The 13,448-nt window shown below is 70.1% G+C and carries 5 protein-coding genes and 1 tRNA gene; 5 read left to right on the top strand and 1 reads right to left on the bottom strand.

The annotated features are described in order from the left end of the window. The first annotated feature begins 114 nt into the window (after positions 1 to 114). On the top strand, positions 115 to 777 hold the full coding sequence (locus AQJ64_RS42290; RefSeq protein WP_055634169.1) for a DegT/DnrJ/EryC1/StrS family aminotransferase: 663 nt from the start codon (positions 115 to 117) through the stop codon (positions 775 to 777). A gap of 74 nt (positions 778 to 851) precedes the next feature. Then, positions 852 to 924 (top strand) — tRNA-Thr (locus AQJ64_RS42285). Positions 925 to 981: 57 nt separating this feature from the next. On the opposite strand, the gene AQJ64_RS42280 is transcribed toward AQJ64_RS42285, so the two are convergent. Further along, positions 982 to 3,720 (bottom strand): SpoIIE family protein phosphatase, encoded by a 2,739-nt coding sequence (locus tag AQJ64_RS42280; protein WP_055634168.1) that lies wholly within the window; start codon positions 3,718 to 3,720, stop codon positions 982 to 984. Positions 3,721 to 4,097: 377 nt separating this feature from the next. Between AQJ64_RS42280 and AQJ64_RS42275 the strand changes: the two genes are divergently transcribed. The 3 genes from AQJ64_RS42275 to AQJ64_RS42265 all read left to right on the top strand — a co-directional run bounded on the left by AQJ64_RS42275 (position 4,098) and on the right by AQJ64_RS42265 (position 13,444). Next, positions 4,098 to 9,542 carry a HAMP domain-containing protein gene (locus AQJ64_RS42275; RefSeq protein WP_099053963.1) on the top strand — a complete coding sequence of 1,815 codons (5,445 nt, stop codon included), beginning with the start codon at positions 4,098 to 4,100 and terminating at the stop codon, positions 9,540 to 9,542. 262 nt (positions 9,543 to 9,804) lie between these two features. Further along, a complete protein-coding gene (locus AQJ64_RS42270; RefSeq protein ID WP_055634166.1) occupies positions 9,805 to 10,488 on the top strand; it encodes a response regulator in 684 nt (227 codons plus the stop codon). A 241-nt stretch (positions 10,489 to 10,729) separates the two neighbouring features. Beyond that, positions 10,730 to 13,444 (top strand): DNA translocase FtsK, encoded by a 2,715-nt coding sequence (locus AQJ64_RS42265; protein WP_055634165.1) that lies wholly within the window; start codon positions 10,730 to 10,732, stop codon positions 13,442 to 13,444. The last annotated feature ends 4 nt before the right edge of the window (positions 13,445 to 13,448 follow it).

The raw sequence follows: 13,448 nt of genomic DNA, 5'->3' as shown, positions 1-13,448 counted from the left end.
AATCATTCAAAGGGTTGGGTTCTGAACTTCGGTTCAGGGCCCAACCCTTTTTTGTTTGCCGTCACTTGAAGTTCAACTTCCGCGCGCAGCATCCACGGCATGGGTACTGCTGCAATGCTCAGGGCCGCAGGGGTCGGAGTCGGTGACGAGGTCATCGTGCCGGCCTTCGGGAACGCCGAAGTCGCCGGGGCCGTCGCCCTCGCGGGTGCGCTGCCCGTGTTCGCCGACGTGGATCCGGTGACCTACTGCCTGGACGCGGCCGCCGTCGAAGCGGTCGTAACTCCGCGCACGGCGGCCGTCGTTGTCGTACACCGCTTCGGGCGGCCGGCCGATGTGCCGCGGTTGCACGGGGTCGGGCAGCGGCACGGGCTGCTGGTGCTGGAGCAGGCGGAGACCGAGGCGCCGCACGACGAGATCGCGCGGCGGCGGGAGCGGGCGGCCTACCTCGATGCGCGGCTGCGGGGGGTGCGCACGCCCGACGGCGGGGACGGACACTCCTACCAGCAGTACGTCGTGCGGGTGCCGGGGAACGGCCGGCCCGACCGGGACGCCTTCGCCCGGGCCCTGCGGGGGAAGGGAGTTGAGTGCCGGGTGCCGGTGAAGACCCCGTTGCACCGGCTGCCCGAGTTCCGGCGCTGTGTGTCGCTGCCGGAGACCGAGCTCGCCGCCGACGAGACCCTCGCCCTGCCGGTGGACGCGTCGTTGACGAAGCGGGATATGCAGCGCATCGTGGCCGCGTGCAACGCGCTCGGCGGACTGCTTCAGCCTGCCTTCTGAACGAATTTGGGAACACCGGCCAGTTCGGGGTATGCTCTATTTCGTTGCCGCGAGGGAAACCTCGAAAGTGACCAGCCCCCTTAGCTCAGTCGGCAGAGCGTCTCCATGGTAAGGAGAAGGTCAACGGTTCGATTCCGTTAGGGGGCTCGACAGAGAAAGCCTCCGCCCTTTCGGGCGGGGGCTTTTCCTTATGCCCTTTTCCCTTCACGCCACCCGCATGGCCAGGATCGCCATGTCGTCGGACGGGGCGTCGGAGGCGAAGCGTTCGACCGCGCGCATGATGCGGGCCGCGACCGCGCCGGCCGTGAGACCCGTACAGGTCGACAGGACGTCGGTGAGACCGTCGTCGCCCAGCATGCGGGTGCCCTCACGGCGCTCGGTGACGCCGTCCGTGACACAGAGCAGGACGTCGCCCGGGTCCAGGGTGACCGTCTGCTCGTACAGCTCCAGGTCCTCGAGGACACCGAGGAGGGGCTGGGGCTCGGCCGCGGGTTCGACCGTGCCGTCCTGGCGCAGGCGGAGCGGGAGGGGGTGGCCGGCGCAGACCACCTTCAGTTCCGCGCTGCCGTCGGGCTGCGGGCGCATCTCGCCGTAGAGGAGGGTCAGGAAGCGGCTGCGGGCGCCCTCGTCGAGGATGGCCGAGTTGAGGCGCTCCAGGACCGCCGGGCCGCTCAGGCCCTCGCGGGCCAGCAGACGCAGGGCGTGGCGGGCCAGGCCGGTCACGGCGGCCGCGTGCGGGCCCGTGCCGCAGACGTCGCCGATGGCGAAGCCGTAGGCGCCGTCGCTGATCGGGAAGACGTCGTAGAAGTCGCCCCCGACCTCGTTGCCCTCGCCGGCCGCCCGGTAGATGACGTCGACCTCCACGCCGTCGATCGTGGGAAGCCCCGGGGGCAGGAGGCTGCGCTGGAGGGACTGGCTGATCGCCGTGCGCTCCGAGTAGAGGCGGGCGTTGTCGAGGGCGAGGGCCGCTCGGCGGCTCAAGTCCTCGGCCAGTTCCAGGATCTCCTGGCGGAAGTGTTCGTCGGTGGGCTTGCCGAGGGTCAGCATGCCGATGACACGGTTGCGGGCGACCAGGGGGAGGACGACCGTCTCGCCGCCGACCGCGGAGGCCGTGGCGAGGGTGGGGCCGATACCGGAGGACACCTGGTGGGTGGGGCCGCCGGTCAGGCCCAGGCTCCGCATCGAGCTGCGCAGGGCCGCCTCGTGCGCGGCCTCGCCGGGGGCCGCCCAGACGCGGGCACCCGGGGTGGGGACCGGGTCGGGCGGGGCGATCTTCGAGAGCAAGGACTTGATGCCGTCGATGAGTTCCTCGTCCTCGTGCAGGACGTAGGACAGGTACGGGTCGGAGGCCTGGTCGGCGATTGTGTAGACCGCGCACCAGGTCGCCAGGGTGGGGACGGTCATCTGGGCCATCAGGGCCAGGGTCTGGTCGCGGTCGAGGGTGCCGGCGAGGAGGTCGGAGGCCTCGACGAGGAAGCTGAGCGAGCCGCGGCGCAGGCGCTCCAGTTCGCCCAGGCGGGCCGACTCCACGGCGAGGGCGATGCGGTCGGCCGCGAACTGAAGGCGCAGGGCCTCCTCGTTGGAGTAGCGGCCGGGTGCCTCCGCCGCGACGCCGAGGGAGCCGGTGAGGCGGCCCTCCACCTTCAGGGGGACCGTGACGACCGAGCGCATGCCGGTGCCGTTCAGCAGGGGGACGGCGCCGGGGACGGCCAGGAGGTCCTCGTGGACGGCCGGCATGCGGGCGGAGCCGTAGCGGCCGGGGCCCGCCTCGACGGGCACGCGGGCGAAGCGCTGGCGGGCCGAGGGCAGACCGGTGGAGGCGCGGACCTCCAGCTCGGTCTCGTCGTCGGTGGCGAGGAGCAGGAACGCGGAGTCGCCGTCGAGCATGTCGCGGGCGCGTTCCACGGTGCGCTGGAGGAGTCCGTCGAGGTCGTCCGGGGCGGGGGAGCCGATGAAGACCTCGAAGGGGTCGGCGCTCTGGCCGTCCGCGGGAGCCGCGTCGGAGGCGGGCAGGCGCGAGGGGGTCTGCAGGACGGCGCGTTCGTGGTCGCGGACCAGGAGGCAGACCGTGGAGGGTTCGCCGTCGGTGTCGCGGACGCGGAGGTGGGAGGCGTACACCGGGGTGACCCGGCCGGAGGCGCCCCGGATGCCGTAACTGCCCTCCCAGCGCGAGAGCTGGAGGGCCTCGGCGATGCCGGTGCCGGTGCCGGGGGTGTGCGGCCAGGCGGCGAGGTCGGTGAGGGGCTTGCCGGTGACCTGGTCGGCGGCGTAGCCGAAGAGTTCCTCCGCGTCCTCGTTCCAGGCGGAGACGGCGCCGGCGCGGTCGATCTGGACGACCGCGACGCGGACGCGGCTGTCGGCGAGCGGAAGGAGGTCGGCGGGGAGGGACGGGCCGGCGGTGCGGGTGCCCACCGGGCGGTCGGGGAGGTGGAGTTGGAACCAGACCTGTTTGTGGGTGGGCGTGTACTCGACGCCCCAGCGGGCCGCGATGGCCGCGCACAGCTGGAGGCCGCGGCCGCCCTCGCGGTCGGGGCTGCCCATGGTGGCGAGGGAGCCCTGGAGGGGGATCTCGCGTTCCGGGTAGCGGTCGGCCACCTCGATGCGTACACCGTCCTCGGAGCGCAGGCACAGGACGTCGGCGTGGGTGCCCGCGTGGACGACGGCGTTCGTCACCAGTTCGCTCGTGAGGACGACGGCGTCGTCGACGATGTCCGCGAAACCCCAGCCCTGGAGGGTGTCGCGGACGAACGAGCGGGCGGTCGCGACCGATCGCCCGACGGGCTCGAAGCTGGCAGCCGCGCGCGCGGTGATCACGGAACTCCTCGGCCGGTCGTCGACGTGGGGGGATCCCTGGCCGCCCTGGTCGCGCCGCTGCTGCGGCGGGCGCAGGCCGGAAGGCCGGGGGTCCGGGGGCTGTCCCCCCGGGATCAGTCCGGTGGTCATGTTGCGGCCGCCCCTCCGATGCCCGCTCGTGCCTCGTGCCACCGCCCAGGCCGGACGGACCGGCGCGGCTGGACAGCCGCATGCAAGGTTACTTACCTTCCCCGCCCGTTCGGATGCCGGTCACCAGTGTTTCCGCCCCATGGGTGTGCGGACGATGTGCGAAGCTGCCGAACTGTTATGGCCGGGTTCGGAGAGGGTGAAACACTGGGCAAGCTTCTTGTGAAGGTCCGGGCAGACTGGGTGTCTTCTGAGTACAGGGGGCAGCAGCCCCCCGGGTCCGCCTGGTTGGATCAGGCGGAAGACCCTGCGGTAAGCGGCAACGTCAAGTAGCAATACCTCAGCACAGCGTAACGGTCGAATCCCTGCGGGAGGGACAAGTGGAGTCTGGCGCAGCGACGCGGAGCACTAAGGCGCGCGCGAAAGGCGGACCGTCCCTGAGCAGGCGCGTACCGCGCGGTGGCACCACCACGGTGGACACGGCGGCCCTGGAGCGGCTGCTGGTGGCCCTGGTGTCCATGCGGGACGGGAACTTCCGCAAGCGGCTCACGGTGTCCGGCGACGGTGTGATGTCGGAGATCGCGGCCGTGTTCAACGAGGTGGCGGACCGCAATCTCCACCTCACGGGTGAGCTTTCGCGGGTACGTCGCATGGTGGGCCGTGAGGGCAAGCTCACCGAGCGGCTGGAGACGGGTGCCTGTGAGGGCTCGTGGGCGGCCGCGATCGACCACTCGAACGCGCTGGTCGACGACCTCGTACGGCCGGTGTCCGAGGTGGGGCGGGTGCTGTCGGCGGTGGCCGAGGGTGATCTGTCGCCGCGGATGGAGCTGCGGACGCAGACGCCCGAGGGGGCGGCGGGGCAGCCGTTGCGCGGGGAGTTCCTGAAGGTCGGGCGGACCGTCAACAACCTGGTCGATCAGCTGTCGACGTTCACCGACGAGGTCACGCGGGTGGCCAGCGAGGTGGGTACCGAGGGCAAGCTGGGCGGGCAGGCGCAGGTGCGCGGCATGTCCGGGTCGTGGAAGGACCTGACCGAGTCCGTCAACACGATGGCGGAGCGGCTGACGGCCCAGGTGCGGGACATCGCGCTGGTGACGACGGCGGTGGCCAAGGGTGATCTGTCGCGGAAGGTGACGGTTCACGTCGAGGGCGAGATGCTCGAGCTGAAGAACACCGTCAACACGATGGTGGACCAGCTCTCCGCGTTCTCCTCCGAGGTGACCCGGGTCGCGCGCGAGGTGGGCACCGACGGCATGCTCGGCGGTCAGGCGCGGGTGTCGGGTGTCGACGGTGTGTGGAAGGAACTCACCGATTCGGTGAACACCATGGCCGGCAATCTGACGGCCCAGGTGCGGCAGATCGCGGAGGTCACGACGGCGGTCGCGGGTGGTGATCTGTCGCGGAAGGTGACGGTTCCGGCGCGTGGTGAGGTCGCGCAGCTCGCCGAGACGATCAACCAGATGACCGAGACGCTGCGGATCTTCGCGGACGAGGTCACGCGCGTGGCCAACGAGGTGGGTGGCGAGGGGCGGCTCGGCGGGCAGGCCAACGTGCCGGGTGCGGCGGGGACGTGGAAGGACCTGACGGACTCCGTCAACACGGTGTTCCGGAATCTCACCACTCAGGTGAGGGACATCGCGGCCGTGACGACGGCCGTGGCGAGCGGTGATCTGTCGCAGAAGGTCACCGTGGACGTGGCCGGCGAGATGCTGGAATTGAAGAACACCGTCAACGGGATGGTGGACCAGCTGTCGGCGTTCGGTGCCGAAGTGACGCGTGTGGCGCGGGAGATCGGCGTCGAGGGTGAACTGGGCGGCCAGGCGCAGGTGTCGGGCGCGGCGGGGACGTGGAAGGACCTGACGGACTCCGTCAACACGGCGTTCCGGAATCTCACCGGACAGGTGAGGAACATCGCCCAGGTGACGACGGCCGTGGCCAACGGCGATCTGTCGCAGAAGGTCACCGTCGACGTCTCCGGCGAGATGCTCCAGCTGAAGAACACCGTGAACACGATGGTGGACCAGCTGTCGTCGTTCGCCGACCAGGTGACGCGGATGGCCCGGGACGTGGGCACGGAGGGCCGGCTCGGCGGTCAGGCGCGCGTGGACGGTGTGTCGGGCACCTGGCGGGAGCTGACGGACTCCGTCAACTTCATGGCCGGCAACCTCACCTCCCAGGTGCGGCAGATCGCCCAGGTGACGACGGCGGTGGCGCGCGGTGACCTGTCGCAGAAGATCGACGTGGACGCGCGCGGGGAGATCCTGGAGCTGAAGAACACCATCAACACGATGGTCGACCAGCTCTCCGCGTTCGCCGACCAGGTGACCCGGGTGTCGCGGGACGTGGGTACGGAGGGCCGGCTCGGCGGTCAGGCGCAGGTGCCGGGTGTGGCCGGTGTGTGGCGGGACCTGACGGACTCGGTGAACGGCATGGCGGGCAACCTCACCGCCCAGGTGCGCAACATCGCGCAGGTCGCCACGGCGGTGGCGCGCGGTGACCTGTCGCAGAAGATCACCGTGGACGCGCGCGGGGAGATCCTGGAGCTGAAGAACACCCTGAACACGATGGTCGACCAGCTGTCGTCCTTCGCCCAGGAGGTCACCAGGGTCGCCCGTGAGGTCGGTACGGAGGGGCAGCTCGGCGGTCAGGCCGAGGTGCAGGGTGTCTCCGGCACCTGGAAGGACCTCACGCAGTCGGTGAACTTCATGGCGAACAACCTGACCATCCAGGTGCGTCAGATCGCCGAGGTCACCACGGCGGTCGCCAAGGGTGATCTGTCGAAGAAGATCACGGTCGACGCCAAGGGCGAGATCCTCGAGCTCGTCACCACCGTCAACACGATGGTGGACCAGCTGTCCTCCTTCGCCGAGCAGGTGACCCGGGTGGCCCGTGAGGTGGGCACCGAGGGCATCCTGGGCGGCCAGGCGCACGTCCCGGGGATCACGGGCATCTGGAAGGACCTCAGCGGCAATGTGAACCTGATGGCCAAGAACCTGACCATGCAGGTGCGCAACATCTCGCAGGTCGCGGCGGCGGTCGCGAACGGCGACCTGACGCGGACGGTGACGATCGAGGCGCGTGGCGAGGTCCAGCAGCTCGCCGACACGATCAACACCATGGTGAAGACGCTGAGCTCGTTCGCCGAGCAGGTCACCAAGGTGGCCCGTGAGGTGGGTACGGACGGCATCCTGGGCGGTCAGGCGCATGTGCCGGGTGTGGCGGGTACATGGAAGGACCTCACCGACTCCGTGAACGGCATGGCGTCGAATCTGACCGGTCAGGTGCGCAACATCGCCATGGTCACGACGGCCATCGCCAAGGGTGATCTGACGAAGAAGATCGACATCGACGCGCGCGGGGAGATCCTGGAGCTGAAGACGACCATCAACACGATGGTCGACCAGCTGTCGTCGTTCGCCGAGGAGGTCACCCGGGTCGCCCGCGAGGTGGGTACGGAGGGGCAGCTGGGCGGTCAGGCACGCGTGCGTGACGTGGACGGCACCTGGCGGGACCTGACGGAGTCCGTGAACGAGATGGCCGGGAACCTGACCCGGCAGGTGCGGGCCATCGCGCGTGCGGCGACCGCGGTGACCCGGGGCGACCTGAACCTCAAGCTGGACGTGGACGCGGCCGGTGAGATCCAGGAACTCCAGGACTACATCAACAAGATGATCGCCAATCTGCGCGACACCACGATCGCCAACAAGGAGCAGGACTGGCTCAAGGGCAACCTCGCGCGTGTGTCGGCGCTCATGCAGGGGCGGCGCGACCTGGAGGACGTGGCCTCGCTGATCATGAGCGAGCTGCCGCCGCTGGTGGCCGCGCAGCACGGCGCGTTCTTCCTGGCGATGCCGTCGCCGGAGGGCACGGACGACCCGTACGAGCTGCGGATGCTGGGGTCGTACGGCTATTCGATGGGGTCGATGCCGACCTCGTTCCGGCCGGGTGAGGCGCTGGTGGGGACGGCCGCCGAGGAGAAGCGCACGATCCTGGTGGAGAACGCGCCGAGCGGCTATCTGAAGATCTCCTCCGGGCTCGGTGAGGCGCCGCCCGCGCAGGTGATCGTGCTGCCGGTGCTGTTCGAGGGGCAGGTGCTCGGGGTGATCGAGCTGGCGTCCTTCGCGCCGTTCACGCAGATCCAGAAGGATTTCCTCAACCAGCTCGCCGAGATGATCGCGACCAGCGTCAACACGATCTCCGTCAACACCAAGACGGAGCTGCTGCTGAAGCAGTCGCAGGAGCTGACCGAGCAACTGCGGGAGCGGTCGGTGGAGTTGGAGCAGCGGCAGAAGGCCCTCCAGGCGTCCAACGCGGAACTGGAGGAGAAGGCCGAGCTGCTGGCCCAGCAGAACCGGGACATCGAGGTGAAGAACACCGAGATCGAGGAGGCGCGGCAGGTCCTGGAGGAGCGCGCCGAGCAGCTCGCGGTGTCGATGCGTTACAAGAGCGAGTTCCTCGCGAACATGTCGCACGAGCTGCGTACGCCGCTGAACTCGCTGCTGATCCTGGCGAAGCTGCTCGCCGACAACGCGGAGGGCAACCTCTCGCCCAAGCAGGTCGAGTTCGCCGAGACGATCCACGGGGCGGGTTCCGATCTGCTCCAGCTGATCAACGACATCCTGGACCTGTCGAAGGTCGAGGCGGGCAAGATGGACGTCTCGCCGACGCGGATCGCGCTGGTGCAGCTCGTGGACTACGTGGAGGCGACCTTCCGGCCGCTGACCGCGGAGAAGGGCCTGGATCTGTCCGTGCGGGTGTCGCCGGAGCTGCCGGCCACGCTGCACACGGACGAGCAGCGGCTGTTGCAGGTGCTGCGCAATCTGCTGTCCAACGCGGTGAAGTTCACCGACTCCGGGTCGGTGGAGCTGGTGATCCGGCCGGCCGGGGCGGATGTGCCGGTGGCGATCCGGGAGCAGTTGCTGGAGGCCGGTTCGCTGACGGATCCGGACGCGCCGATGATCGCGTTCTCGGTGACCGACACGGGGATCGGGATCGCGGCGAGCAAGATGCGGGTGATCTTCGAGGCGTTCAAGCAGGCGGACGGCACGACCAGCCGCAAGTACGGCGGTACGGGCCTGGGGTTGTCGATCTCGCGGGAGATCGCGCAGCTGCTCGGGGGGGAGATCCACGCGCAGAGCGAGCCGGGGCGTGGGTCGACGTTCACGCTGTATCTGCCGCTGCACCCCAGCGAGCTGCCGCCGCAGGGTTACCAGCAGATCGTGCCCGCGCTGGAGGCCGGTGACCTGGTGGCCTCGGAGAACGGGGCTGTCGAGCTGTCGGAGCTGGGCGAGGCGGAGATCGTGACGCCGGCCGAGGTGAAGTCGTACCAGGAGACCCAGAACGGCGCGGCCGCGCTGTTCCGCCGTCGGCGGCGCTCGTCGAACGGCGGCGAGCAGATCGGGGAGGCGGCGCAGTGGCCGGCTCCGCAGGGGCAGCGGGCCATCCGCTTCGGCGGGGAGAAGGTGCTGATCGTCGACGACGACATCCGCAATGTGTTCGCGCTGACCAGCGTCCTGGAGCAGCACGGTCTGTCCGTGTTGTACGCGGAGAACGGCCGGGAGGGCATCGAGGTCCTGGAGCAGCACGACGACGTGGCGGTCGTCCTGATGGACATCATGATGCCCGAGATGGACGGCTACGCGACGACGACGGCGATCCGCCGGATGCCGCAGTTCTCGGGTCTGCCGATCATCGCGCTGACGGCGAAGGCGATGAAGGGCGACCGGGAGAAGGCGATCGAGTCGGGGGCTTCCGACTATGTCACGAAGCCGGTCGATCCCGATCATCTGCTGTCGGTGATGGAGCAGTGGATGCGCGGGGTGTGACCGGATCGGCTCATGTGACGGGATGCGACGGAAGTCGTGAGAGGTTGCCGACCGGGGGCGCGCCGGGTCGTGTAGCGGGGCGCGGATCGGGGAACCTTCTGGTCTCCTGCCGCGTTCCTGCTACGTGCACAGTGACATCACGGTGACAGGGTGTGGCGACGGTCGGGGTGCGGCTACCATGACCGGCACAAGGAAGGGCGGCGCAAAGGAGTCGTCCCCAGGGGCGGCGCCCGGTGCACTGCCGGGGCGAGGAGGGCGGGCCATGGTGCAGAAGGCCAAGATCCTCCTGGTCGATGACCGGCCGGAGAATCTGCTGGCGCTGGAGGCGATCCTCTCGGCGCTCGATCAGACGCTGGTGCGGGCATCGTCCGGGGAAGAGGCGCTCAAAGCACTGCTGACGGACGACTTCGCGGTCATTCTGCTGGACGTCCAGATGCCGGGAATGGACGGTTTCGAAACGGCCGCGCACATCAAGCGGCGAGAACGCACCAGGGACATCCCGATCATCTTCCTCACGGCGATCAACCACGGCCCGCATCACACCTTCCGGGGGTATGCGGCCGGAGCGGTGGACTACATCTCCAAGCCGTTCGACCCGTGGGTGCTGCGCGCGAAGGTCTCGGTGTTCGTCGAGCTGTACATGAAGAACTGCCAGCTGAGGGAGCAGGCGGCGCTGCTCCGGCTCCAGTTGGAGGGGGGCGACAAGGCCGCGGCGGGCGGCGCCAAGGAGCCGGCCGGGCTGCTGGCCGAGCTGTCCGCACGGCTCGCGGCCGTCGAGGAGCAGGCGGAGGCGCTGTCCAAGCAGCTCGACGACGAGTCGGCGGACGCGGCCGCGGTGGCCACGGCGGCGCATCTGGAGCGCAAACTCACCGGCCTGCGCCGGGCGCTGGACGCGCTGGAGCCGGGCACGGGCAACGGCGCCGCCTCGGTGCCGTCGCAGAACTGAGCAGTCGTCGCAGAACTGAGCAGTCGTCACAGAACTCAGCTGTCGTCGCGGAACTGAGCCGAGAGGCGGGAGCGGTTGGGCGTGAGCGGCGGTCAGTTCCCCGCTGCCAGGGGGCGGATGCGCCGGCTCACCGCCCCCTTCTCCCGGACGCGTCAGTTCCGCGCCTGCGCGGGGCCGACACGAACGGGTGAAGCAGCGGGCACACGTGTCCGCTGTCGTCTCCCCCGGTAACCTCACACCCATGGCCTCACGTCCCTCCGCAGCGAAGAAGCAGCCCGCCAAGAAGGCGGCTGCTCCCGCGAAGGCCCCGGCGAAGAAGGCCGCCGCGAAAAAGGCCCCGGCCAGGAAGGCGCCCGCCAAGAAGGCGGCGGCCAAGAAGGCGGCACCGGCGCCCAAGCCGGCGCCGAGCCCCACCGGGGGCATCTACCGGCTCGTGCGCGCCCTCTGGCTGGGCCTGGCGCACGCCGTCGGCGCGGTGTTCCGGGGGATAGGGAACGGCGCGAAGAACCTGGACCCCGCCCACCGCAAGGACGGCGTCGCCCTGCTGCTGCTCGGCATGGCGCTGATCGTCGCGGCGGGCACCTGGGCCGACCTGAAGGGCCCCGTCGGCGATCTGGTCGAGATCCTCGTCACCGGTTCCTTCGGCCGGCTCGACCTGCTGGTGCCGATCCTGCTCGCGGTCATCGCCGTGCGCTTCATCCGCCACCCCGAGCAGCCCGACGCCAACGGCCGCATCGTGATCGGTCTGTCCGCGCTCGTCATCGGCGTCCTCGGCCAGGTCCACATCGCCTGCGGCGCGCCCGCCCGCAGCGCCGGCATGCAGGCGATAAGGGACGCCGGCGGCCTCATCGGCTGGGGCGCGGCGACCCCGCTGACGTACACCATGGGCGAGGTGCTCGCCGTACCGCTGCTCGTGCTGCTCACCGTCTTCGGGCTGCTGGTGGTCACGGCCACCCCGGTCAACGCGATCCCGCAGCGGCTGCGGCAGCTCGGGGTGCGCCTCGGCGTGCTGGACGACCCCGAGGCGGACGACGAACTCTCCGACGACGACGCGCGCTACGACGAGCAGTGGCGCGAGGGGCTGCCCGGGCGCCCCCGTCGGCGCTCCGGCGGGCCCCGGGCGTACGACCCCGACGGCGCGGAGCGGGAGGCGCTCTCCGAGCGCCGCGGCCGGCCCCGGCGCTCGGCCGTGCCGCAGCCCGCGCAGGACCGGGAGCTGGACGCCGTGGACATCGCCGCGGCCGCCGCGGCCGATCTCGACGGTGTCGTGATGCACGGCCTGCCGCCGTCCCCGATCGTCGCCGACCTCACCCAGGGCGTGCGCGGCGGCGACCGCGAGGCGACCGCGCCGACACCGGTCCCGGCAGCGCGGCCGAAGCAGGAGATGCTCACGGGCGGGGCGGTCCCCGATCTGACCAAGGCGCCGCCGGAGGAGATCCGTGACCTGCCGCCACGCGCCGAGCAGCTCCAGCTCTCCGGGGACATCACCTACTCCCTGCCCTCGCTGGACCTCCTGGAGCGCGGCGGCCCCGGCAAGGCGCGCAGCGCGGCCAACGACGCCGTCGTCGCCTCGCTGACGAACGTCTTCACCGAGTTCAAGGTCGACGCCGCCGTCACCGGCTTCACCCGCGGCCCGACGGTCACCCGCTACGAGGTCGAGCTCGGCCCCGCCGTGAAGGTCGAGCGGATCACCGCGCTCACCAAGAACATCGCGTACGCCGTCGCCAGCCCGGACGTGCGGATCATCAGCCCGATCCCCGGCAAGTCGGCGGTCGGCATCGAGATCCCCAACACCGACCGGGAGATGGTCAACCTCGGGGACGTGCTGCGGCTCGCCGACGCGGCCGAGGACGACCATCCGATGCTGGTGGCGCTCGGCAAGGACGTCGAGGGCGGCTACGTGATGGCCAACCTGGCGAAGATGCCGCACATCCTCGTCGCCGGAGCCACCGGCTCCGGCAAGTCCTCGTGCATCAACTGCCTGATCACCTCGGTCATGGTCCGCGCGACCCCCGAGGACGTGCGGATGGTCCTCGTCGACCCCAAGCGCGTCGAGCTGACCGCGTACGAGGGCATCCCGCACCTGATCACACCGATCATCACCAACCCGAAGCGGGCCGCCGAGGCGTTGCAGTGGGTCGTGCGCGAGATGGACCTGCGCTACGACGACCTCGCCGCGTACGGCTTCCGGCACATCGACGACTTCAACGAGGCCATAAGGAACGGCAAGGTCAAGCCGCCCGAGGGCAGCGAACGCGAGCTCCAGCCGTACCCCTATCTGCTGGTGATCGTGGACGAGCTGGCCGACCTGATGATGGTCGCCCCGCGGGACGTCGAGGACGCGATCGTGCGGATCACCCAGCTCGCGCGCGCGGCCGGCATCCATCTGGTGCTCGCCACCCAGCGGCCCTCGGTCGACGTCGTCACCGGTCTGATCAAGGCGAACGTGCCCTCGCGGCTCGCCTTCGCCACGTCCTCGCTCGCCGACTCGCGGGTCATCCTCGACCAGCCGGGCGCCGAGAAGCTGATCGGCAAGGGCGACGGACTGTTCCTGCCGATGGGCGCCAACAAGCCGACCCGTATGCAGGGCGCCTTCGTGACCGAGGCCGAGGTCGCGGCCGTCGTCCAGCACTGCAAGGACCAGATGGCGCCCGTCTTCCGGGACGACGTCACCGTCGGCAGCAAGCAGAAGAAGGAGATCGACGAGGACATCGGCGACGACCTCGACCTGCTGTGCCAGGCGGCCGAGCTGGTCGTCTCCACCCAGTTCGGCTCGACCTCGATGCTCCAGCGCAAGCTGCGCGTCGGCTTCGCCAAGGCGGGCCGGCTGATGGACCTCATGGAGTCGCGGAACATCGTCGGGCCGAGCGAGGGCTCGAAGGCCCGTGACGTTCTCGTGAAGCCCGACGAACTGGACGGTGTGCTCGCGGTGATTCGGGGAGAGTCTGCGGGGTAGGCGT

It is taken from the genome of Streptomyces griseoruber (genome assembly GCF_001514205.1).
In the GTDB taxonomy this organism is placed as follows: Bacteria; Actinomycetota; Actinomycetes; order Streptomycetales; family Streptomycetaceae; genus Streptomyces; species Streptomyces griseoruber.
The sequence above is the reverse complement of the archived record's forward strand: the minus strand, read 5'-3'. Positions and strand labels throughout refer to the sequence as shown.

Excerpts from the sequence above, each read along its gene's own strand:
- AQJ64_RS42280 (WP_055634168.1), bottom strand. The coding sequence starts at position 3,720 with ATGACCACCGGACTGATCCCGGGGGGACAGCCCCCGGACCCCCGGCCT.
- AQJ64_RS42265 (WP_055634165.1), top strand. The coding sequence starts at position 10,730 with ATGGCCTCACGTCCCTCCGCAGCGAAGAAGCAGCCCGCCAAGAAGGCG.
- AQJ64_RS42290 (WP_055634169.1), top strand. The coding sequence starts at position 115 with ATGCTCAGGGCCGCAGGGGTCGGAGTCGGTGACGAGGTCATCGTGCCG.
- AQJ64_RS42270 (WP_055634166.1), top strand. The coding sequence starts at position 9,805 with ATGGTGCAGAAGGCCAAGATCCTCCTGGTCGATGACCGGCCGGAGAAT.